Origin of the sequence: Devosia epidermidihirudinis (assembly GCF_000971295.1) — a bacterium.
GTDB lineage: Bacteria > Pseudomonadota > Alphaproteobacteria > Rhizobiales > Devosiaceae > Devosia > Devosia epidermidihirudinis.
The window spans coordinates 140,143-162,209 of record NZ_LANJ01000046.1 but is presented as its reverse complement, the minus strand read 5'-3'; the positions used below and the strand labels follow the sequence as shown (position 1 = coordinate 162,209).

At 61.3% G+C, this 22,067-nt stretch carries 18 protein-coding genes and 1 tRNA gene; 8 read left to right on the top strand and 11 right to left on the bottom strand.

All coding sequences use genetic code 11. The features are described 5' to 3' along the window. Window positions 1–34: 34 nt before the first annotated feature. Window positions 35–2,014, top strand: a complete 1,980-nt coding sequence (locus WH87_RS19180; RefSeq protein ID WP_197410846.1) for a TadE/TadG family type IV pilus assembly protein — start codon at window positions 35–37, stop codon at window positions 2,012–2,014. Here WH87_RS19180 and WH87_RS17410 read toward each other — a convergent pair. The 3 genes from WH87_RS17410 to WH87_RS17400 form a co-directional block, all read right to left on the bottom strand. After that, entirely contained in the window at window positions 2,008–2,361 is a 354-nt protein-coding gene (locus tag WH87_RS17410; RefSeq protein WP_046138894.1) for a hypothetical protein, read from the bottom strand. The genes WH87_RS19180 and WH87_RS17410 overlap by 7 nt on opposite strands. Window positions 2,362–2,372: 11 nt before the next feature. Next, window positions 2,373–2,564 carry a hypothetical protein gene (locus WH87_RS17405; RefSeq protein WP_046138895.1) on the bottom strand — a complete coding sequence of 64 codons (192 nt, stop codon included), beginning with the start codon at window positions 2,562–2,564 and terminating at the stop codon, window positions 2,373–2,375. 117 nt (window positions 2,565–2,681) lie between these two features. Beyond that, window positions 2,682–2,758 (bottom strand) — tRNA-His (locus tag WH87_RS17400). Between the two features lie 308 nt (window positions 2,759–3,066). Between WH87_RS17400 and WH87_RS17395 the strand changes: the two genes are divergently transcribed. From WH87_RS17395 to WH87_RS17365, 7 genes are all read left to right on the top strand, one after another. Further along, entirely contained in the window at window positions 3,067–5,595 is a 2,529-nt protein-coding gene (locus tag WH87_RS17395) for a two-component sensor histidine kinase (protein ID WP_046138896.1), read from the top strand. A gap of 146 nt (window positions 5,596–5,741) precedes the next feature. Next, a complete protein-coding gene (locus WH87_RS17390) occupies window positions 5,742–6,779 on the top strand; it encodes an extracellular solute-binding protein (RefSeq protein WP_052726379.1) in 1,038 nt (345 codons plus the stop codon). 3 nt (window positions 6,780–6,782) lie between these two features. Continuing rightward, window positions 6,783–8,441, top strand: a complete 1,659-nt coding sequence (locus WH87_RS17385; protein ID WP_052726380.1) for an ABC transporter permease — start codon at window positions 6,783–6,785, stop codon at window positions 8,439–8,441. A 173-nt stretch (window positions 8,442–8,614) separates the two neighbouring features. Further along, window positions 8,615–10,096 (top strand): ABC transporter substrate-binding protein, encoded by a 1,482-nt coding sequence (locus WH87_RS17380; protein ID WP_046138897.1) that lies wholly within the window; start codon window positions 8,615–8,617, stop codon window positions 10,094–10,096. Between the two features lie 96 nt (window positions 10,097–10,192). Next, window positions 10,193–11,146: an ABC transporter permease gene (locus WH87_RS17375; protein WP_046138898.1), complete on the top strand. Its 954-nt coding sequence runs from the start codon at window positions 10,193–10,195 to the stop codon at window positions 11,144–11,146. Next, the gene (locus WH87_RS17370; RefSeq protein ID WP_046138899.1) at window positions 11,143–11,985 is read left to right on the top strand and encodes an ABC transporter permease; all 843 of its coding nucleotides are present in this window, start codon (window positions 11,143–11,145) and stop codon (window positions 11,983–11,985) included. Before WH87_RS17375 ends, WH87_RS17370 begins: the two co-directional genes overlap by 4 nt. After that, window positions 11,972–13,528, top strand: coding sequence for a dipeptide ABC transporter ATP-binding protein (locus tag WH87_RS17365; protein WP_046138900.1), 1,557 nt, complete (start codon window positions 11,972–11,974; stop codon window positions 13,526–13,528). The genes WH87_RS17370 and WH87_RS17365 overlap by 14 nt, the downstream gene beginning before the upstream one ends. Here the strand turns inward: WH87_RS17365 and bglA are convergent. From bglA to WH87_RS17325, 8 genes are all read right to left on the bottom strand, one after another. Continuing rightward, window positions 13,525–15,192, bottom strand: coding sequence for a beta-galactosidase BglA (gene bglA / locus WH87_RS17360; RefSeq protein WP_245622472.1), 1,668 nt, complete (start codon window positions 15,190–15,192; stop codon window positions 13,525–13,527). The genes WH87_RS17365 and bglA overlap by 4 nt on opposite strands. 65 nt (window positions 15,193–15,257) lie before the next feature. Beyond that, window positions 15,258–16,571 (bottom strand): GH1 family beta-glucosidase, encoded by a 1,314-nt coding sequence (locus tag WH87_RS17355; protein ID WP_046138902.1) that lies wholly within the window; start codon window positions 16,569–16,571, stop codon window positions 15,258–15,260. A 92-nt stretch (window positions 16,572–16,663) separates the two neighbouring features. Continuing rightward, a complete protein-coding gene (locus WH87_RS17350; protein ID WP_046138903.1) occupies window positions 16,664–16,894 on the bottom strand; it encodes a hypothetical protein in 231 nt (76 codons plus the stop codon). A 22-nt stretch (window positions 16,895–16,916) separates the two neighbouring features. Continuing rightward, complete coding sequence (locus WH87_RS17345) at window positions 16,917–18,011, bottom strand: Mrp/NBP35 family ATP-binding protein (protein ID WP_046138904.1); 1,095 nt, start codon at window positions 18,009–18,011, stop codon at window positions 16,917–16,919. 110 nt (window positions 18,012–18,121) lie between these two features. Next, entirely contained in the window at window positions 18,122–18,775 is a 654-nt protein-coding gene (gene fsa, locus WH87_RS17340) for a fructose-6-phosphate aldolase (RefSeq protein ID WP_046138905.1), read from the bottom strand. Window positions 18,776–18,857: 82 nt separating this feature from the next. Continuing rightward, on the bottom strand, window positions 18,858–20,042 hold the full coding sequence (locus WH87_RS17335; protein WP_046138906.1) for an amino acid aminotransferase: 1,185 nt from the start codon (window positions 20,040–20,042) through the stop codon (window positions 18,858–18,860). 61 nt (window positions 20,043–20,103) lie between these two features. Continuing rightward, the gene (locus WH87_RS17330; protein ID WP_046138907.1) at window positions 20,104–21,048 is read right to left on the bottom strand and encodes an electron transfer flavoprotein subunit alpha/FixB family protein; all 945 of its coding nucleotides are present in this window, start codon (window positions 21,046–21,048) and stop codon (window positions 20,104–20,106) included. Beyond that, window positions 21,048–21,806 (bottom strand): electron transfer flavoprotein subunit beta/FixA family protein, encoded by a 759-nt coding sequence (locus WH87_RS17325; protein WP_046138908.1) that lies wholly within the window; start codon window positions 21,804–21,806, stop codon window positions 21,048–21,050. Before WH87_RS17325 ends, WH87_RS17330 begins: the two co-directional genes overlap by 1 nt. Window positions 21,807–22,067: the final 261 nt, after the last annotated feature.

Here is a 22,067-nt window from a genome sequence, read left to right as displayed (position 1 = left end):
CGAAATGGAGCGAAAGACTTATGGGTGCTGCGTGATGACTTCAATCCTCCAGTTGATCTCCCGATTTCGTCGGGATGAAAGAGGTGCATTTGCCGTGATGTTTGGCATCATGGCTGTCGTCATCATCGCGCTCGGTGGGGCTGTGGTCGACTATGTGTCGCTCGAGCAAACGCGAAGCCGCGCTCAAATTGCGCTCGACGCGGCCGCCCTGGCGCTGCAGCCGGAAATCATGAAGGCGAGCAAGGACGACATACAAAAGCGCGCCCTGGCTTTGATCGTCGATCGTATCGGTGACACACGGGTCACAGCCGACATTACAGACGTCAAGATCGACAAGGTTCTTGGATCGCTGTTCATTGACGCCGAGATCGAGATGCCAACGATCTTCGTTTCGTTGGTCGGTGTCCAAACGCTTGGCGCCCGCGTCAAGTCAGAAACGACGCGCGGTTCGCTGAACGTTGAAGTGGCTGTGGCAATCGACGTGACCGGATCCATGTCCGAACTCATCTCGGCAGGCGCAGGCGGCACCGGCAAACGCACCAAGCTTGATGCGCTGAAAGACGCCTTGAACACTCTCATCGACATCGTGGTGCAGGACGAGCAGACGCCAACCTATTCCAAGATGGCCATCGTTCCCTATTCAGCGAGTGTGAACCTCGGGACCTATGCCGGCGCGATCCGCGGCGGCATCAGGCAACCCACGGGTATTACCAGCGTCGCATGGTCGGCAGACAGTGCGAAAACCATCACCACCACGTCAGCGACAGACCCTGTGGAGGTAACCACAAGCACCGACCATAGCCTCAAGGCGGGTGACACGATCTACGTCTCCAACGTCTCGACCATGACGGGACTTAGCAACACGATACTTGTGGTCAGGGCCGTTACATCCCCGAGAAAATTCACGTTGCAGACGCCTGACGGTAAGGCGTTCAACGGATCGAAACTGAAGGCAGGATCTGGTGGCACCGTGCAAAAGTGCCTGGTATCGACGTGCGACCTCGTCGTGACTTCAAACAGGCACGGGCTGACCGATGGCGAAAATGTCTACATCACCGGCACCGGCGGGATGCAGAATTACGACGCAAAAGTTGCCAGCACGAAGTGGTTTAACAACAATCCAAACGGCGACGATAGCGGCACCGCTGCCGCGAGCGCGACCTTCCTGGTGTCCCGAATAGCCAATGTGACGCTCAATACGTTTTCCGTTGTCAACACGCCCCGAACCAACGGCCTGAACAACTATGGGAGCTACACTTCAGGCGGCAGCGTCTCCTGTGTCACCTCGGGATGCTCCGAGTTTCTCTTTCAGAACGCCAATACGGGGGCGTCTGGCAACACCGGCAAAAACACTGATCGCCGGCACTCGATAAGCACCTGCGTGTCGGAGCGCACGACCAATGCCTATACCGATGCCCCTCCCCAGGAAACGTGGCTCGGGCGCATGTATGACGCACGCGCGAATCCGTGCCTGACCACCAAGGTCATTCCACTGACGACCAACAAGGACACGCTCCACAACCTGGCCAACAACCTCTCGGCAGTGGGCTCGACGGCTGGTCACCTGGGTGTCGGCTGGGCCTGGTATATGGTCTCGCCAAACTTCAATGGGCCTTGGCCCGCCGCAAGCCAGCCTGCACCCAAGGACACGCCCAATGTCCTGCGCGCGGTCGTGCTGATGACGGATGGTGATTTCAACACCGCGTTTTGCAGCGGCGTACTCAGCCGATCCTCCACAACGGGTAGTGGCGACGCTGCCAATAAGATTACCTGCAATGCGCCCAATGGCAGTGCGTTCACCCAGGCCGAAAAGCTTTGTACGGAAATGAAGCGGGTGGGTATTCGCGTCTATACCGTGGGGCTGGACGTGGCCAACCTGACTGCAGCCAAGCAGATCATGGCCAACTGTGCGACGGACGCTTCGCACGCCTACGAGGCGACGACCAGCGCCGGCCTCGCGGATGTGTTTGCCGATATCGGTCGCAAGCTGTCCTTCCTGCGCGTGACTCAGTAGTCGGGGCGGGATCTGGGCTTTGCCAAGCGGCGGTGGATGCGTGCGAAAGCCCATCCACCGATCAGCAGCAACGCGATCAGCGCGAAGGTCATCATGGCGAGCGCACCATCTGAAGTGCTAAGGAAGCCGGTGAGCACCGGGTGATCGGCCCGTGTGGCCGCATCGAACGACCACCAGCGATCAGGTCCTCGCACGGCGTTACCGAAGAGCACCAGTGTGCCGCCGAGTCTTTCTGCGAGCCAGGGGCGCAGCAGAGCGTTCAGGGCTGTGCACATAAACAGGGGCACCACGACGGCGGCGGTGGGCGCTGAGAACAGGACCTTTCTGCGAAGGCTTGGCACTGTCATCGGCGCCCCCTTTACGGCTCGTCGCCTTCGTCCTCGTCGTCATCCTCGAAGCACTGCCAGAAGAAGGCGCTGAGCTGCTCATCGGCAGCGTCCTGCGCCACCTTGGCTTTGATGAGCTCAGCTTTTTTCAGCGTGTATTTCTGTCGATCAGCGTCAGGGAGGTGCTTTGCTGTGGCGTCGTGTTTGCGAAAATCGATTGGCATGGCAACTCAGTCAAATGGCGTTTGATCGAAGTGTCGACGATTGCGCATGGGTTCGGCAAGCACAGTCGCGCCTGGCGACACAGCGCAGCAAAAACTCAAAACTTGCAAGGGAAGGAATGGTACCACCTCTCGGGATCGAACCGAGGACCTCTAGATCCACAATCTAGCGCTCTAACCAACTGAGCTAAGGCGGCAAATACCATTGCTGGGACGGCGGTGCGCTACGTCCCGAAAGCGGGCGGAACATAGGTCGAGAATTTCTGGATGACAAGCACCCATTTGCCCACCTTCCCCGGAAATTCCTTTCCAGCGGATAACGGGTCCAATCACGGCCTTTCTTAACGCTTTGGGACTTAACCATCAGGACGGAATGCCTTGGCAGAAAGGCGCTGCGCTATGGACCGTCCTCGCCACGCCCTATATTGAAGAAAGCTTAAGGATCCCACGCATTTGTGCCGTCTTGGCACACATTGCCGCCGGAATCGCAGGAACACTGTCGTATATGGATGCCGACTGGATCACATCGCCCAGCGCTCGTCGCGTGTTACAGCACGCCGATGACTCGCGCCCGGCCTGGCTCTGGTCGCAGGATGGCTCGCTGCTGCTGTGGCAAAACGCAGCGGCTGGATTGTTTCTGGCGAAACTCAAAAAGCACGGGCTGAAACCAGCGCCGCTGGCTGTTCCGATCAAGGGACAGATCGCGCGCAATATCCGGCTGGGCTCGCTTGGCCGCACAAGCCTGGCGCGAATCCAGTTCCTGGCCGGCGACAAACCCGCTTCGAGCACCTGTGCGACGACACCGCTGACCTGGCAGGATGGACAAAAGGTTCTGCTGGTGGTGGGCGTCGATCCTATCGCTGCCGAGGTGCTGGCTGCGGCCAAAGCGCCCGCAACCGTGGACGAGGCCGTAACGCCCGATGTGACTGTTGCGGACGAATCACCGACGATCCCTGAAGAGTGGCATGACGATGTGGATCATGGGGACATCGTGCCCCCTGCCGCCGACACTCCCGAAGTGTCCACGCCGGCATACCAGGATGACCTGGCGAACTGGACAGAAGCCGAACAGGACGCTGCGCCGCCGCTGGCTTTGGTGACGGCGGATGATTCGGCGGAGCGGACCGAGGACACCGCTGCGTCCGATACGCCTTTGACGAGCAGCCGCCTGAGTCGGCTGGTCGACAAGCTCGCCGCCGACGAGGCGCTCTATACCCCGCTGACCGCGGACGACGACACGCCACCAGAAGCGCCGCACGCCGAAGTGCCCGAAACAGCTGCGACAATGGACGAAAACGATTCGACCGACGCCCGCGTTGCCATCATGGACCCGGGCGAGATCGAAGACACACCAGCTGAAGAGACCGACGCTGAAGCGGATCTTGATGACCTCACCCGGCTGGATCAGGTTTCTGAAGAAACAATCGTCGAGGCGATCACCGAGCCCGGACCACAGCCTGAGGATGCGGCCGCTCCGGACACTGAAACCGTCGAGCGCGTGTCGCGGTATAATTTTGATGAGTTGTCGCGCATCCTCAATGATCGCGTCGGCGACAATAGCGCTGCACGCCAGCCCGTTGCGCCGGTCGCAGCGGCAGCGCCGTCCGGCTCCCTGATCAATCTGGGCGGCGAAACGCTGGTGCTGAACCGTTTGCCGCTGGGCATTCTGGTGTTCCGGGATCAGCAGGTGCTGTTTGCCAACCGGGCGATCACCGAAATGGTGGGGTACAGCTCGGTCGAAAGCCTGCGCGCTGCGGGGCTCGCCTCGGTGTTTCCGGCGGCTGGCCCTGACGGACAGGAAGCCGGACCGGTCAACCATCTGGTGCAGCGCGACGGCACGCTTGTGCCGGTGACGGCGCGCCTGCAGTCAATTTCCTGGCAGGGACGCCCTGCCCTGATGCTGTCCGCCAGCGCGACCGAAGTGCGCACTGGCCATGAAGGGGCAGTGCGCGCCTTTGCGCAGTCGTTCGCCGATGTGCGTGGTGATGGTTTCTTTGAAGCGACCCGCGCGGGTGTGATCAGCGCCATGACGGCGCGCGGCGCCATGTTGCTTGAACAAAAGCCCGACGCTGCGCTGGGCATGTCGCTGTCTGCCATGGTTGCCGACACCGAATTGCCGGGGCTGCGAGAGTTCCTCGAACGCCCGGCGCGCTTTGCTGAAACGGCGCGGCCATGCCTCACCGCCCGGTCTGGCAGCGGCAGAGCTGAAATCATTTTGTTCGCGCAGGGCCAGGCTGGAATCGTCACGGGCTATTTCGGCTTCGTGCGTAATCGCGATACGGCGCCTCAGCGCCTCGCCGCGCCCAGTGACGCCGATCCAGCACTGCTGGCACGTATCAGCCGGGGCGTACGCCGACCACTCAACACCATTATCGGCTTCTCGGACCTGATCCGCACGGAGGCTTTCGGGGCGCTGGAGAACGAGCGCTATGAAAGCTATGCCCAAGACATCACAACGGCTGGCCATGAGATTGCGGCGCTCGTCGATGAGCTCGATGATTATGCGCGCCTGCGGGATGGTCGCTACCTGCCGCAGCGCGCTAGTATTGAGCTGACGGCCCTGCTGGAAAGCTGCGTCATTCGGGTGCGCCAGCAGGCCAGCAGCGCCCGGGTGATCGTGCGCAATGCCATCTCCGAAACCCTGCCCCGCATCACGGCTGACCGTGCATCGCTGGCTCAGGCTGTTTTGAACCTGCTTGCCAGCGCCATCGACCAGACCCCGACAGGTGCCGCAGCCGTGATCTCGGCGCAGCGCGAAGACGATGGTGGTATCGCCATCCACGTCCGCGACAGTTCCACCAATGCCGTGGATATGGCTGAACGCTTCGTGGTGTTCCGCGATGGCCCCGGCCGCGACGGCAAGATGATGACCCCGGTGCGCTCCAGCGTCGGGCTGGCGCTGACGCGCTCGCTGCTGGCCGTGAATGCGTTTTCGCTCGCTGTCGACCCGGCCGGTGAGAAGGGCATGCTGTTCACTCTGCGCATCCCACCCGACCTCGTCGAGCAGACCAACGAAGTCAGCAAAGAAAGCTGACTTGCCTCGTCAGGCAAGGTGCTGAATCTACTCCACTATCGCGCTGCAGTTTGGAATCACTCCAAACGGTAACGCATTGTTTTCGCTAGATTTAATTGACACGCGACCGAACCAGTTCCACAAGGCAGCAACTGGAGATCGGCATTATGGCTGTTTGGCAACGCGTTGGTTTTGTGGTGGCTGCATTGGCATTGAGCCAGAGTGGTCCGGCAATGGCGCAGAGCGATGTGGTGAACGTTTACACCTATCGCGAGCCCGGCCTGATCCAGCCCTTGCTCGATCTCTTCACCTCGGAAACCGGCATCAAGACCAATGTGCTGTTTGCGGCAGATGGGCTGATCGAGCGCGTGCAGGCCGAGGGCGAGCTGTCGCCTGCTGACGTCATCGTCACCGTCGATATTGGCAACCTCGCCAATGCCAAGGACCTGGGCGTGAGCCAGACCATTGCGCCGGAGGCTCTGGCGCGGGTGCCGGCACAGTATCAGGACCCAGACGGGCAATGGGTGGCGCTGTCGCTACGCGCCCGCGTGTTCTATGCCTCGATCGATCGTGTGAGCGAAACCGCGCTGACCTATGAGGACATTGCAGGCCCCGAGTGGAAGGGGCGCCTCTGCACCCGTTCGGGCCAGCATGCCTACAATATCGGGCTGATCGCGACCCGCATTTCCCATTGGGGTGTCGACAAGACGCGCGACTGGCTGATCCATGTGCGCGATAACCTCAGCCGCCCGCCAACCGGCGCTGACCGCGACCAGATGAAGGCGATCTTTGAAGGCACCTGTGACCTCGCCATCGGCAATACCTATTATATGGGCCTGATGCTGACCAATGACGCAGAGCCTGAACAGAAGGACTGGGCCGCTTCGGCACGTATCATCTATCCCGATGCAACGGGCGACGGCACGCAGGTGAACCTGTCTGGTGCGGTTGTGGCGAAGTATGCGCCCAACAAGGACAATGCCAACAAGCTGGTCGAATTCCTGCTGTCGGACGAAGCCCAGCACATCTACGCCAGCGGCAATTATGAGTTCCCCGTGGTGGCTGGCGTCGCGCCATCCGAGCTGGTGGCCAGCTGGGGCGCGCTGAACGCCGACAAGACGCCAATGGTCGAGATTGCCTCGCACCGCAAGGAAGCGGCGGCGCTGGTCGACGAGATCAAGTTCGACGAAGGCCCGCAGAACTAAGGCATGCTGGGGACACTTCGCCAGCACTGGCAAAAGAGCGAGCGCTCGTTTGCACTGCCCATCGTGCCGCTGGTTCTGGTGGCGCTTGCCGGGTTGCCGATTGGCTGGCTGGCATGGTCGGCTGCTGCGGCTGTTGCGACGGGCAGCAATGGACTGGCGGCGGCGATGCTGCCAACGTCACTGCGCGACACGGCGCAACTGATGGTGTCGGTCGGGCTGGTGACCGGAACGGTTGGCCTCGTTGCAGCGTGGCTGGTGACGCATTACGAATTTCCACTGCGGCGGCTGTTTGACTGGGCGCTGGTGGTGCCGCTGGCCGTGCCGACCTATCTGGCGGCCTACACCTATGTGGAGTTTCTCGACTTCACCGGGCCGCTGCAAACCCTGCTGCGCACCTTCAATGGCGCAACCTCGCTCAAGGAGTACTGGTTTCCCAATATTCGCAGCAGCTGGGGTGCGGTGTTGGTGCTGTCAGCCGTGCTCTATCCTTACGTTTATGTGGCATGCCGCGCGTTTTTCTTAATGCAGTCGGCCTCGCTCAATATTGCAGCGCGAACGCTTGGCGCGGGCGGGATGCGGACGTTTTTCACCGTAACGCTGCCGCTGTCGCGCCCTGCCCTTGTGGTGGGGGTGACGCTGGCGATGATGGAGGTGGTGAACGACCTCGGCGCGGTGCAGTATTTCGGCATCAACGCTATCACGGCCATCATCTATTCCACCTGGATCAACCGGGCTGACTTTGGCGGCGCAGCGCAATTGGCGGTGACGGTGGTGCTGGTTATTGGCCTGTTGATCGCCGCCGAAGGTCAGGCGCGGCGCAATCGGGTTTATCTCGGTCGGCGCGACAGCCGGGTGCCACCCGCCCGCGAAATTCTGGCGGGGCCACGCAAGTGGAGCGCGTTCGGCTTTTGCCTCGTGCTCCTGGCGCTGGGGTTCGGCATTCCCGTTGGCCAGCTGACGTTCTCGGCCTTCCGCGTGGTGCTGCCAGAGACTATCGCCTCGACCGTAGCGGCGCTGGTGCCGACAGTCATTCTGGCGAGCCTGGGCGCAGTCATTACGGTGGTATTGGGCTTTATCGCGGCCAAGCTTTCGCAATCGTCCGGCAGCGTGTCGCGCGGGGCAATCCGGCTGGCGACCCTAGGTTATGCCATTCCCGGCACGGTGCTGGCACTGGGCCTGTTGCAGCCGCTGGGGCAGGCCGATCTGTGGTTTAACCGGATGACCATGGCGCTGGCGGACTGGCGCCCGGGACTGATCCTGTCGGGATCGATGGCCGCCCTGCTCTATGTCTACGCCATCCGGTTCCTCGCCGTCAGTCACTCGACGCTGGATGCGGCGATGAAGAAGCGCGGCACGTCGGTGCTCGATGCTGGCAAGGTTCTGGGCGAGCGCAGGCTGGGGCTGCTGTTGCGCATCGATATTCCGACACTCACGCCCGCAATTTTGAGTGCGGCGACGCTGGTGTTTGTCGAGATCGTCAAGGAATTGCCGGCGACGCTGCTGCTGCGCCCGCTCGGCGTCGATACGCTGGCGACGCTGGTTTATATGCGCGCCAATGTGGGGCTTTTTGCTCAGGCAGCGCTGCCCGCACTGTTCATCGTGCTGGCCGGGCTCATTCCGGTCATTCTTGCTACGCGGCTGGGCGATCGTAGGAAAGTATAACCAAACCGGCTACTGCCATGTTAGTGGCGATCCAATATACATTCTGTCCATGGGAGCCGGGGCCTCATGCACCGGCACGATTGAGCAGCGTAACGCTTTGGGGCACCGTCGAAATATCGACGCGGGCTGATCAATCAAACGGCGCGGTTTGGCGCCGAAGTTAGGAGCGACCTATGGGCAATGCATTGAAGGCTATCGGCCTCGCGCTGGCGCTGAGCACGACACTTGTCGCGGCAGCGATGGCGCAGCCAACCGAAGTCCGCATCGGCGTGGCGCTTGAGCCACCGATCCTCGATCCGACTGCCGGGGCGGCTGAAGCCATCGATATCGTCGTCTACCAGAACATTTTTGAGGGTCTGACCCGCATCGACGAGAACGGCGCTGTTCAGCCCGACCTCGCCAAGAGCTGGACCATCTCGGACGACAATCTGACCTATACGTTCCAGCTGCAGGACGGAGTGACCTTCCACGACGGCACCAGCTTTGATGCCGAAGACGTCAAGTTCACCTTCGACCGTATCCTGTCGCCAAACAGCACCAATGCGCACAAGGAATTCTACGAGCCGATTTCCAGCGTCACGGTGATCGATCCGCTGACCGTTGAGTTCAAGCTCAGCAAGCCTGTCGGCATGTTCCTGTTCGATCTGGGCCGTGGCGACGCGGTGATCGTTGCGCCGGAAAGCGCTGACAACAACGCCACCGACCCGATCGGCACCGGTCCATTCAGCTTCGTGCAGTGGGACAAGGGCAGCCGCGTCGTGCTGGAAGCCTATGGCCCCTATTGGGGTGAGCCAATCCACCTGACCAAGGCAACCTATGTGTTCATCAGCGATACCGCGACAATGACCAATGCGCTGCTGGCTGGTGACATCGACGGCACCAACAACTTCGCCGCCGAGGCACTCGGTGTGTTCGAGGGTAATCCAGCGTTCAACATTCTGGTTGGCACGACGGAAGGTGAGACCCTGCTGTCGACCAACAACAAGAAGGCGCCGTTCACGGACCTGCGCGTGCGTCAGGCCATGGCCCATGCCATTGACCGCAAGGCGATCATCGATGGCGCAACCTATGGCTATGGCGTGCCAATCGGCAGCCATTTCGCGCCGCACAATCCCTATTATGTCGACCTGACCAACACCTATCCGTTCGATCTCGACGCAGCGCGCAAGCTGCTTGCAGAGGCCGGCTTTCCTGATGGTTTCTCGGCAACGCTGAAGCTGCCACCCCTGGCTTATGCGCGTCTCAGCGGGCAGATCATTGCCAGCGATTTCGCCAAGATCGGCATCAAGCTCGAGCTGATCAATGTGGAATGGGCGCAGTGGCTGGACGACGTCTACACCAAGAAGGATTTCGACCTGACCATCATCAGCCATGTCGAACCATTCGACATTGGAAATTACGCCAATCCCGATTACTACTTCGGCTATGACAATCCCGTTTTCCAGGCGGTCATAGAGAAGCTGAATGGCACGACCGACGACGCACAGCGCAAGGAACTGGCCATCGAGGCACAGACCATTCTCGCGAAGGACGCAGTCAACGGCTATCTGTTCGAGCTTCCCCAGACTGGCGTGTGGAACTCCAAGCTCACCGGCATGTGGAAGAACTCGCCCATCGAGGGGCTGGTTCTGCGCGACATCCGCTGGACAGAGTAAATCAGTCCTATCCATTCGTATGGACGTTGAAACCTTCAGCGTCATGACCATCCTGCTCCCGGATCATATCCGGGGGCAGCTCTGCGTGGCCTCTGCATGATCCTGTTCGCTCTCCGACGCTTCATCGGCTTTGTGGTCACGCTGCTCGTTGCAGCGGCCGTGATTTTCTATCTGCTCAATCTCTTGCCGGGAGACCCCGCGCAATTCGTGCTCGGCATCAATGCGACACCGGACTCGCTGGCGCGGCTGAGGGCACAAATGGGGTTGGACCTGCCATCCTATCAGCGCTTTGGCAGCTGGCTCTGGGGCATGCTGCAGGGCGATTTCGGCACCTCCTACACACAACGCGCGCCGGTCGCCAAGCTGATCTGGGACCGGATTGGCGTGACTTTGCCGCTCGCTGTTTTCGCCATGATCATCTCGGTCGCCGTTGGCCTGCCACTCGGCATTATCGCAGCGCGACGGCGTGGTAAGGCCACCGATACCGGCATTATGGTGCTGGCCCAGATGGGCGTGGCGGTGCCCAATTTCTGGTTTGGCATGATGCTGACGCTGCTATTTGCAGTGACCCTGCGCTGGCTGCCGCCGGGTGGGTTTACCCCATGGAATGACAATCCGGGCCTCGCCTTTCGCGGGCTGATCCTGCCAAGTCTGGCGCTGGCGCTGCCGCAGGCGTCCATTCTGGCGCGGGTGATGCGCACCGCCCTGGTCGATGTGACCGGGCAGGACTTTATCCGCACCGCACGCGCCAAGGGGCTGACCATGGGTGAGGCCGTGTGGCGGCATGGCGTGCGCAATGCATTGCTGCCGGTGTTGACCGTACTCGGCCTGCAGTTCGCTTTTCTCGTGGCAGGGACGATCATCGTCGAGAACGTATTCTACCTGCCGGGGCTGGGGCGGCTGATCTTTACGGCGATCTCCGAGCGCGACCTCATCCTGGTGCAAGGTGCGACGATGATTCTGGTCGTTGCCGTAACCGCAACCATGCTTATCGTCGACATCGCTTATGCGATAGTCGATCCACGCCTACGTGAGCGAGGCAAGCCATGAAACGTATTCTGGCGCATCCAAGCCTTGCCATCGGACTGGCGGCAACTCTGTTCTTTGCCCTTCTGGGTCTGGTTTCCCTGTTCTGGACGCCCTACCCCATTGCCCAGATCGAGATCGGGCGACGTTTCCTCGGGCCGAGCGCCGAGCATTGGCTGGGCACGGACAATCTGGGGCGCGACATGTTTTCGCTGATGATGTCGGGCACGTTGACGAGCTTTGTCGTCGCTGCGCTGGCCGTGGCGATCGGCGCAGGGATCGGGGTACCGCTCGGACTTGCGGCGGCGGCATGGGGCGGGCCGGTGGAATGGCTGGTGCTGCGGTTTACCGATTTCATTTTCGCTTTCCCAGCGCTGATCGTCGCCATTCTCATCTCGACGCTGATCGGGCCCGGCTCGATTAATGCGGTGGTGGCCATTGGCGTGTTTAACATTCCGGTGTTTGCCCGTGTCGCCCGAGGGGGCGCGCTCAGCATTGCTACACTGGACTTTGTGGCGGCCGGCCGATTGGCTGGATTTGGCAATGCCCAGATCGCCTACCGGCATCTGTTGCCCAACATCATGAGCCTGATCATCGTGCAGGGCACGATCCAGCTCTCGCTCGGCATTCTGTCGGAGGCGGGGCTGAGCTATGTGGGGCTGGGCACCCAGCCACCATCAACCAGTTTGGGACTGATGCTGAAGGATGCACAAAGCCTGTTTCTGCTGCATCCATTCCTGACCTTTGTGCCGGGCTTATGCATCGTGCTGATCGTGATCGCGCTCAATATCGCCGGCGACGGATTGCGCGACGCGATTGACGCCCGTTTGCGTGCCCAGGGAAGCTCCAATGTCGTTGCTTGAGGTTTCCGGACTATCGGTGCGCTTTGGCGACAGCGATGCTGTGACCGACGTCAGCTTCAGGCTGGAACGCGGCCAGCGCTTTGGCGTCATTGGCGAGAGCGGGTCGGGCAAGACCCTGACGGCTTTGGCCGTGACCGGGCTTTTGCCGGACGGCGCGCAGGTTGGCGGGACGATCCTGCTCGATGGCGCACCGCTGCCAACCATTGAACGCGACATGGCGCGGTTGCGCGGCAAGCGCATCGGCATGGTGTTTCAGGAGCCGATGACGGCGCTCAATCCTCTGATGCGCGTGGGCGACCAGATCGATGAGGCCATTCGGCTCAACAATGGCGAGTACAATACGGTCGACGTCGCTGGGCTGTTGGCCGAAGTGGGGCTGGAGCCACGCCACGGCGAACGCTTTGCCCACCAGCTATCGGGCGGACAGCGCCAGCGCGTGATGATCGCCATGGCGTTGGCGAGCCAGCCGGATATCCTCATCGCCGACGAGCCAACTTCGGCGCTCGACCTCATTACACAGCGGCGCGTGCTCGATCTGATTGCCGAAATCTGCGCGCGGCGGCAAATGGCGCTGTTGTTCATCAGCCATGACCTCAAGGCCGTGGGCGCGCTGTGTACCTATGTCGCCGTGATGCACAAGGGGCGACTGGTCGAGAGCGGCCCGGCGGCGAGCGTCTTTGCCAATCCGCAGCAGGACTACACAAGAAAACTCATTGCCGCCTCGCGCTTTGACGTGCGCCCGGAAGTGCATCGGCGCGGCGCAACGCTGTTGGAAGTCGACAATGTCCGGCGTGATTATCGGCAGGGTGGCGCGTGGCTCTGGGCGCAAAAGCCCCTGCGCGCCGTCAATGAGGTGAGCCTGAGCATTGCCAGCGGCGAATGCCTCGCGCTGGTGGGCCCATCGGGATGCGGCAAGACCACACTGGCCAAAATCGTGGTGGGGCTCGATACAGCGACCTCGGGCGAAATCCGGCTGGGCGGCACGGCCTATCATGGTGCCGATCTGCCCAAGGCGCTTCGTCGCGATATCTCGCTGGTATTTCAGGACCCGTTTGGCAGCTTCAATCCGCGCCAGACCATTGCCGCCTCGCTGGGCGAGCCATTGCGGCTGGACCCGGGCCTGAGCCCGCTGGATCGGCACGCGCGCCTGGTCGAGGCCATCGAAGCAGTGGGGCTGAACGCGGCGATGCTAGACCGGTATCCGCACGAGTTTTCGGGGGGACAGCGGCAGCGACTGGCGATAGCGCGTGCGCTGGTGACCAAACCAAAACTGGTGGTGCTGGACGAGCCGGTTTCTGCGCTGGACGTCTCCGTGCGCGGCGAAGTGCTGGCGTTGCTGGCGCGGCTACAGACCGAGTTTGGGCTGACTTATCTCATCATCAGCCATGACCTCGACATGGTGCGCGCCGTGGCCGACCGGGTGCTGGTGATGGAAGCCGGGCGCATTGTTGAGGAAGGCGCGCCCGAAGCCATTTTCACCAATCCCCAACACACGCTGACGCGCGACCTGGTGGCCGCGCGTCTGCCGGAAATTACAGGCTAAAGAACGCCGATATAGGCGCCAAAAGCCGACAGCTTTAGCTGCCCATCCACCGGCTCTGCGGTGACGCCGGGGCAGCCCGCGCCCTGAGGCATGAGGCCGAACGGGACCGCATATTGCGCGGCCTCGTCGCTCATGTTGAACACACAGAGGAGACGCTCGCTGCCCTCGCTCCGCGTGAAAGCGAGCACATTGGCCGGTGCATCAAGCAGCTCGATATCGCCCTTGGCCAGAGCGGGATGGGCTTTGCGGAAGGCCAGTAGCGCGCGATAGAACTCGAGCACCGAGCCATCGACCTTGTCCTGCGTATCGACGGCATGAAGCAGGTGTTCGGCGGGCACCGGAAGCCAGGTGCGGTTGGCGGTCGAGAAGGCGCCATTGGCGGCATGGGACTGCCAGACCATCGGCGTACGGCACCCATCACGCCCCTTGAACTGGGGCCAGAACTCGATGCCATAAGGATCGACCAGATCCTCGAAGGCCAGTTCGGCTTCCTTGAGGCCCAGCTCCTCGCCCTGGTAGAGGCAGACCGAGCCGCGCATGGACAGAATCAGCGTGGCCGTGAGGCGCGTGAAGGCATCCTCCTGCCCGTGGGTTGACCAGCGGCTAATGTGGCGGACAACGTCATGGTTGGAGAAGGCGAGGCAAATCCAGCCGTCAGGTGCGGACTTTTCGGTCGCGGCAATGGCGGCCTTGAAGTGTTCGGCAGAGAACTCGCCGCCCAGATAATCGAAGGTATAGGCCATGTGCAGGTGATCATCGCCCGAAGTGTATTGGGCCATGATCTCGAGCTGATGCTGGCTGTCGCCGATTTCACCCACGGTGGTCTTGCCGGGATACTCGTCCATCAACGCGCGGAGGCGCTTGAGGAAGGCGAGGTTTTCCGGGCGCGACTTATCGTAGAGGTGTTCCTGAAAATTGTAGGGGTTCACCGCCGGGGCCGTCGAGGCGTTGAAATCCTCGGGACGCACCACGGGATTGTTCTCAAAGCCCAGCGAGCAGAAGTAGAAGTTGACGGTGTCGAGCCGGAAGCCGTCGACACCCCGCTCCAGCCAGAAGCGCATGTCGGCCAGCAATGCATCCTGCACGTCAGGATTGTGGAAGTTCAGGTCGGGCTGGGAGACGAGGAAATTGTGCAGGTAATACTGCATGCGGCGGCTATCCCACTGCCAGGCCGAGCCACCAAAGATCGACAGCCAGTTGTTGGGCGGCGTGCCGTCGGGCTTGGCGTCGGCCCAGACATACCAATCGGAACGCGGATTGGTGCGCGACTGGCGCGACTCCGAGAACCAGGCATGCTTGTCGGACGAGTGCGAGATCACCTGATCGATGATGACCTTGAGGCCCCGCGAATGGGCCTTCTGCACCAGATTATCGAAATCATCGAGGGTGCCGAAGCTGGGATCGATACCGCGATAGTCCGAGACGTCGTAGCCGAAATCCTTCATCGGCGAGGTGAAAACGGGCGAAAGCCAAATGGCGTCGACGCCGAGATCGGCCACGTAATCGAGGCGGCTCGTGATGCCGACAAGATCGCCGACACCATCGCCGTTCTGGTCCTGATAGGAGCGCGGGTAGATCTGGTAGATCACCGCCCCGCGCCACCAATCGGCATCCAGTACCTGGTCGGCATTCTGCTTGGTCTCGGTCATCGGGCTGGCAGTCATCGGCACTCTCCCTTGGGGTTAGTGCCAGTTAACGCTGCCCGCGTGACCGAGACAAGGCGCTGCGCTTAGCGCGTGTTGTGCAACATGCCCTGGAAGGCGCGATAGCTCGACTTGGGCGTGCGCTGCTGGGTCTCGTAGTCGACGTGAACGATGCCGAAACGCTTGTTGTAGCCTTCGGCCCACTCGTAATTGTCGAGCAGCGACCAGGCGAAGTAACCCCGTACATCGGCGCCCTGCTCGCGCGCGTTGAGTACAGCCTTGAGGTGCTCGTCGTAGTACGAGACGCGGCGGGGATCATCGTCCCCCTCAACCTCAGCCATGCCGTTCTCGGTGACGTAGAGCGGGATCTTGGTGTATTCCTTGGAGACGCGGACCAGAATGTCGGTCAGCCCCTGCGGATAGATTTCCCAGCCCATTTCGGTCTTTTCGAGCGGCCCCTTGACCTGCTCGGCCGGCATGCCGGGAACACCTGACGCCCTATAGATGCCGCGCGTATAGTAGTTGATGCCCAGCCAGTCGAGCGGACGGGACACGACTTCCATATCCCTCTCGTAGCCTTCTGGCAGATAAGGCGCGAGCCAATCGGTGACTTCCTTCGGATACTGCCCCTTGAGCACGCCGCCCAGATACCAACGATTGAACACCGCATCGCCCATGTCGCGCGCTGCCTGATCGGCAGCCGAGTCGGAAGCGGCTTCGGACTTTTCGAGATTCAGCACGATGCCGAGATTCTTGGCACCATTGGCGCGCAAGGCGTCGATGGCCGTGCCGTGCGCGAACAGCACATGGTGCATGGCGCGGGCTGCAGCGCGCAGGTCGCGATAACCCGGCGCATGCACGCCGAGGAAGTGGCTGAGAAAAGCGACGCACCACGGCTCGTTGATGGTGGCTGTGGCTTCGAGGCGGTCACCGAATTTGTTGGCGATGAGGGCGGCATATTCACCCATCCAACCGGCGATATCACGGTTCATCCAGCCGCCCTTGTCCTGCAAGGCTGAAGGGAGGTCCCAGTGATAGAGGGTCGCGTAGGGCTTGATGCCGCGTTCGAGCATGCCGTCGATCAGGCGGTCATAAAAATCGACGCCAGCCTGATTGACCGCGCCGGTGCCCTGGGGAATGAGGCGTGGCCAGGCAAAGGAAAAGCGGTACGCATCGAAGCCACCATCGCGGATCAGGTCGAGATCCTGGGGCCACAGCTCGTAGTGATTGCAGGCATTGCGCCCGGTATCGCCATTGTGAACATTGCCCGGGGTCGCTGAAAAACTGTCCCAAATGGAGGGACCGCGACCATCCTGCTGGCCACCCTCGATCTGGTAGGCGGCGGTGGCAACGCCGAAGGTAAAGCCGGGACCGAAGTCTTTGCGGTCGATGGAAAACATGGACGCTCCTCTGGCTGTTTCTGCCCGTCCCATAGGCAAATAGCGCAGCCAGAACCCCTATGCAATCGATTGCAATTCGATTGCATGCCTTGTCAGGCGAGCTTGTTGATTTTTTCCATCTTGGCTTTGACCGCCTCTTGCGAGCGCGTGCGGATCTGCATTTCGCTGATCTTGGCCTGCAGTTGGGCCGTGCTATTGATGTTTGCCGAGATCGCCTGGCTCACACTGGCCGACTGTTCGCGCCCACGGTCGACAATCTCGCGACGCTTCGCGCGCTGCAATTGCAGCGCGTCGTAGCGGGAATAGTTTGCGACTTTGGCCATGCCTCAGGGTTACCGCAAGGCGTTAAGATTTGCTGAATTCGGGCGAACGCTGCCGCGCCGGATCATTGGCCAGAATGGTGCGCGCGATGGCGCGGAACGCCTGAGCCTCGGGGCCATCAGGCTGGCTGACCATGGGAGGCAGACCGGCGTCAGAGCCTTCACGGATCGACATGACAAGCGGCACAGCACCCAGGAAGCGCAGGCCGAGATCGGCGGCCGCAGCCTCAGCACCACCACTGCCGAAGATGTCATATCGCGTGCCGGTGTCGGGCGCGATGAAGTAGCTCATGTTTTCGACCAGCCCGAACAGCGGCACATTGAGCCGGTGCAGCATGTCGATGGCCTTTTTCGCGTCGATCAGGGCCAGCTGCTGAGGCGTCGAGACGATGACGACGCCATCGACTTCGGCCTGCTGGAAGAGCGAGATGTGAATGTCGCCGGTGCCAGGCGGCAGATCGATGACCAGAACGTCGATATCGCCCCAATCGGTTTCGCGCAGCAACTGGCGCAGCGCGGAGGTAGCCATCGGGCCGCGCCAGACCACGGCCTGATCGGGATTGAGCATGGAGCCGATCGACATGGCCTTGATGCCAAAGGCTTCATGTGGCGTGAAAATGCCATCTTCGCGGATGGCAGGCCGCCCTTCAATGCCAAGCAGCTTGGGGATGGAGGGGCCATAAAGATCGGCGTCGAGCATGCCGATCTTGAGGCCTTCTGCGGCCAGCGCTAGCGCGATGTTCACGGCGACGGTGGACTTGCCGACGCCACCCTTGCCCGACCCTACCGCGATGATGCGCTTGATGCCCGGAACGGCGGTCTTGCCGGCGGGCACCGGGCTACCATGGGAGAATTTGGGGCCGGCGGGCGGCTTGCCAGCAGTGAGGGAGACCATGACCTTGCGCGTACCGGCAACGGTTTGCGCGGCCTGCTGCGCCTGTTCGCGGGCCGGGCCGAAGGCGGCCTCCATGCCAGGCGCAACCGCAATGGCGAAGGCCACAGCGCTGGGCGTGACGATGATTTCGGACAGTCCGCCATAACCAGCCAGGTCACCCCCGCCAGGAATTTCCACGGCCGCCAGAGCTGACTTGATGCGGGCGGCGAGTTCTAGATCGGCCATGGCTGGCTCCAAAAAGCAAAGACCTCACCCCGAGCTTGTCGAAGGGCGAGGTCTGATTTGGCTGGGGCTCACGGACACCCGTGAAGCCTATATCGTGTGCGGCGCGATCCTTAGAGGATCGACTGGCCGGTTGCCTTCCAGTCCTTCAGGAAGCCTTCGATGCCCGCATTGGTCAGCGGGTGGTTGGCCAGCTTGCGGATCACATCGGGTGGGATGGTGGCAACGTCGGAACCAGCCAGCGCGACCTGGGTCACGTGGTTTGGCGAACGGATCGAGGCAGCCAGGATCTGGGTCTCAAAACCATAGTTGTCGTAGATCTGACGGATGTTTTCGATCAGTTCAACGCCATCGAGGTTGATGTCATCGAGACGGCCCAGGAAAGGCGAGATGTAGGTCGCGCCGACCTTGGCAGCGAGCAGCGCCTGGTTGGCCGAGAAGCACAGCGTGACGTTGGTGTGGATACCCTTGTCATGGAAGTACTTGGTGGCCTTGAGGCCATTGAGCGTCAGCGGCAGCTTGATCACGACGTTGTCGGCGATCTTGGCGAGGTGTTCGCCTTCAGCAACCATGCCTTCATATTCAAGGCTAGCCACTTCAGCCGAAACCGGACCGGGAACCAGATCGCAGATCTCCTTGATGACTTCCTTGAAGTCACGGCCGGACTTGGCAATCAGCGATGGATTGGTGGTGACGCCGTCGAGGAGACCAGTCGCGTAGAGCTCCTTGATGTCCTTGATTTCCGCAGTATCGACGAAGAACTTCATGGTTCCCTCCTAAGGTCGTATGTTGCCCGTTTGGCAAAGGTGTAGCACGGCAAATGCCGTCCGCAAGGCGAATTGACAGGCGCTATTTGATGGCCGCAAGCATCGCATCCGCCAAATCGCCAATGCGATCCTCGGGGATGCCGGCGACATTGATGCGACTATCACCAATCATATAGACACCATTGGCGGCTTTTAAATGTTCGACGGTCTCATTTGGCAGACCGAGGAGCGAAAACATGCCGCGGTGATCGGCGATAAAGTCGAAGTCCTCGGAGTTGGACTTCTGGCGGATCGCCTCGCTGAGCTTTTCGCGCAGACGGATCATACGGCCGCGCATCGCGTTGAGTTCGGTTTCCCACTCGGCACGCAGCTCGGCATCCTCGAGAATGGTGCGGATGATTTCGGCACCATGATCGGGTGGCTGGCTATAGGCGCCACGGATGATGTTGAGCAGCTGGGAATTGGTCACATCAGCCTGCGCAGCATCGCGCGCAACCAGGATCGCCGCGCCAACGCGCTCGCGATAGAGGCCGAAATTCTTCGAGCCCGAAAACGCGATAAGCGCTTCTGGAACCGAGGAAATCACCTTGCGCGTGCCATAGGCGTCTTCGAGCAGGCCATCGCCGAAACCGAGATAGGCCAGATCGATGAAGGGCAGCGCGCCAGTCTTGGCGAGGCTTGCTGCGACCTGATCCCACTGATCGTTAGCAAGGTTGGCGCCGGTTGGGTTGTGGCAGCAACCGTGCAGCAGCACGACGTCATCCTTGCCCAGCTTGTCCAGCGTGGCCAGCATGTCGGCAAACTTCACACCGCGCGTTTCGGTGTCGAAATAGGGGTAGGTCTTGACCTTGAGGCCGGAGTTTTCGGCAATCGGGTTGTGGTTTGGCCAGGTTGGGTCGGACACCCAGACGGTGGTGCCGGGCTTGGCGCGGTTGACCAGCTGCATCAGCACCCAGAGCGAACCTGTGCCGCCGGGAGCCTGCGCGATGCGGACGCGGCTGCGGTCAACGCTATCGGCCAGAGCCAGATCGAGCACGGCGGCGCCATAGCCCTTGTTGCCGGCTATCCCAAGGTAAGTCTTGGTCTTTTCGTTTTCGAGAATGCGCTGTTCGGCCTTGCGAACGGCAGACATCACGGCGGTGACGCCCTTTTCGTCTTTATAGACACCGACGCCAAGGTCGATCTTTGTGGGGCGCGGATCAGCCGCGTATTCGCCCATCAGCGCCAGGATCTTGTCGCCGGGGGCCTTGGTAAGTGTCTCGAACATGTCAGGATCATTCCGGTGGGAAAAGCGCCGTCTTTATAGGCGGCGCGCAGGATTTTGCAATTCAGCTTTTGACGCCCAAGCGATCGAGTTCGGCGATCAATTGAGGAACCACATCAAAGAGATCACCAACCAGCAGGACGTCGGCAAGTTTGCTCAACGGGGCTTCGGCATCGGTGTTGATGGCGACGATCTTTTTGGCGCCCTGAATGCCGGCGAGATGCTGGAGCGCGCCGGAAATACCGATGGCGATGTAGAGATCTGGGGCGATGATCTTCCCGGTCTGGCCCACCTGCCAATCATTGGGGGCGTAGCCCGCATCGACCGCAGCGCGGGTGGCACCAACGGCTGCACCGAGCTTTTTGGCAAGCGTTTCAATGAGTTTGAAGCCTTCGGCCGAACCGACCGAAACACCACCACCGACCACGATCTGGGCAGTGGCGAGGTCGGGCGTATCGCTTTCGGTGCGATGCGCCGCGATGATCTTGGCCGTGGTGGTGATGCCCGTCGCGACGACCGGCTCAATCGGCGCGGCATTGCCTGATGCGGCGGCGCGGAAGGCCGAGGCGCGCAGGGTCAGCAGCTGGCGAGGCTGGTTGCTGGTGACGGTCTGAACCGCGTTGCCCGCATAGATGGGCCGCTCGAAGCTGTTGGGGCCGAGGATTTTGACCACATCGGTGATCGGCATGAGGTCGAGTTTGGCGGCGAGGCGCGGAATAACGTCCCTGCCAACCGAACCTGCCGATGTGGCTACAAACTGATAGCGGACTGCTAACGTTTCCAGTAGCGCGACGGCTGAATCTGCTGGTGCAGATGCGAATGCATCACTCTGTGAAATCAATACCTTAGCCACGCCAACGAGGGACGCTGCGGCTTTTGCCACCTCGTCGACACCTTCGCCGATAACCAGCACATCAACGGGGCCCAACTGGGCGACCGCATTGACCACGCGGGCCGTGGCGGGCGAGAGCGTGCCCAGATCGTGATCGGCAAGAACGAGAACCGACATCAGAGGGCCTCCATCGCAGAAACATCGTTGGCAATGAAGGCAGCCAGCTCGGCAACCGAACCCACGGTCTTTCCTGCCACGCGCTCGGCGGGCGGGGATATCTTTTCGACGGTGAGGCGCGGGGCCAGATCGACGCCGAATTCTGCCGCCGGACGAACGGACAGCGGCTTGGAGCGCGCCTTCATCACCATGGGCAGCGCGGCATTGCGCGGGGTATTGAGACGCAGATCGGCGGTGACAATGGCGGGCAATGGAATGGCGACAGTTTCGCGGCCGAAATCGACCTCGCGGGTAACCTCGAGCCCCTGCCCGACCACCTTGATCTCCGAAGCGAACGTCGCCTGTGGGCGATTGGTGAGGGCCGCGAGCATCTGGCCAACGTGATTGCTATCGTCGTCAACGGCCTGCTTGCCCAGCAGCACGATATCAGGGTTTTCCTCGGCGACGACTTTGGCCAACAGCTTGGCGATGGCGAGGGTTTCGAGCTCGGCATCGGTCTCGATGAGAATGCCGCGGTGGGCACCCATGGCGAGCGCGGTCAGGATCACATCATTGGCCACTTTGGGGCCGATGGAGACAACGACGATTTCATCGCCATGCCCAGCCTCGGACAGCTGCACAGCTGCTTCCACAGCGTGTTTGCAGAACGGGTTCATCGACATGCGAACGCCAGTGGTTTCAACGCCAGACCCATCGGGACGGACCCGGATACGGACGTTGTGATCGACGACGCGCTTGATGGCGACCAGGATTTTCATGGGGGCTCCTGCAAGTTGGCCGTGTCATGACAAATATGGTCCGGACGGGCAAGCCGCGCAGGCGCAAATTTGGGCTAGTTGAGTCAGGTTTGTTGGAAAAGGGTACCGGGGGTGGGAGGGCTCCGTGCGTGGGTGAGCCCCCCATCCGGCTCGATGACGGACTTAGCCAGCTAAGTCCTATCTCGCTTCCCTCCCCGCGAGGGGGAGAGATGACAACTGATGGCGCGGTGGTAGCGGCTTGCATGAGCGACATGGTGTCTT

Bases quoted from the DNA above. Each gene is read 5' to 3' on its own strand.
- WH87_RS17345 (WP_046138904.1), bottom strand. From the start codon at position 18,011: ATGGCCGATCTAGAACTCGCCGCCCGCATCAAGTCAGCTCTGGCGGCC.
- WH87_RS17365 (WP_046138900.1), top strand. From the start codon at position 11,972: ATGTCGTTGCTTGAGGTTTCCGGACTATCGGTGCGCTTTGGCGACAGC.
- WH87_RS17390 (WP_052726379.1), top strand. From the start codon at position 5,742: ATGGCTGTTTGGCAACGCGTTGGTTTTGTGGTGGCTGCATTGGCATTG.
- WH87_RS17375 (WP_046138898.1), top strand. From the start codon at position 10,193: ATGATCCTGTTCGCTCTCCGACGCTTCATCGGCTTTGTGGTCACGCTG.
- fsa (WP_046138905.1), bottom strand. From the start codon at position 18,775: ATGAAGTTCTTCGTCGATACTGCGGAAATCAAGGACATCAAGGAGCTC.
- WH87_RS17335 (WP_046138906.1), bottom strand. From the start codon at position 20,042: ATGTTCGAGACACTTACCAAGGCCCCCGGCGACAAGATCCTGGCGCTG.
- WH87_RS17355 (WP_046138902.1), bottom strand. From the start codon at position 16,571: ATGTTTTCCATCGACCGCAAAGACTTCGGTCCCGGCTTTACCTTCGGC.
- WH87_RS17330 (WP_046138907.1), bottom strand. From the start codon at position 21,048: ATGTCGGTTCTCGTTCTTGCCGATCACGATCTGGGCACGCTCTCGCCC.
- WH87_RS17385 (WP_052726380.1), top strand. From the start codon at position 6,783: ATGCTGGGGACACTTCGCCAGCACTGGCAAAAGAGCGAGCGCTCGTTT.
- WH87_RS17380 (WP_046138897.1), top strand. From the start codon at position 8,615: ATGGGCAATGCATTGAAGGCTATCGGCCTCGCGCTGGCGCTGAGCACG.
- WH87_RS17405 (WP_046138895.1), bottom strand. From the start codon at position 2,564: ATGCCAATCGATTTTCGCAAACACGACGCCACAGCAAAGCACCTCCCT.
- WH87_RS17325 (WP_046138908.1), bottom strand. From the start codon at position 21,806: ATGAAAATCCTGGTCGCCATCAAGCGCGTCGTCGATCACAACGTCCGT.
- WH87_RS19180 (WP_197410846.1), top strand. From the start codon at position 35: ATGACTTCAATCCTCCAGTTGATCTCCCGATTTCGTCGGGATGAAAGA.
- WH87_RS17395 (WP_046138896.1), top strand. From the start codon at position 3,067: ATGGATGCCGACTGGATCACATCGCCCAGCGCTCGTCGCGTGTTACAG.
- bglA (WP_245622472.1), bottom strand. From the start codon at position 15,192: ATGACTGCCAGCCCGATGACCGAGACCAAGCAGAATGCCGACCAGGTA.
- WH87_RS17350 (WP_046138903.1), bottom strand. From the start codon at position 16,894: ATGGCCAAAGTCGCAAACTATTCCCGCTACGACGCGCTGCAATTGCAG.
- WH87_RS17410 (WP_046138894.1), bottom strand. From the start codon at position 2,361: ATGACAGTGCCAAGCCTTCGCAGAAAGGTCCTGTTCTCAGCGCCCACC.
- WH87_RS17370 (WP_046138899.1), top strand. From the start codon at position 11,143: ATGAAACGTATTCTGGCGCATCCAAGCCTTGCCATCGGACTGGCGGCA.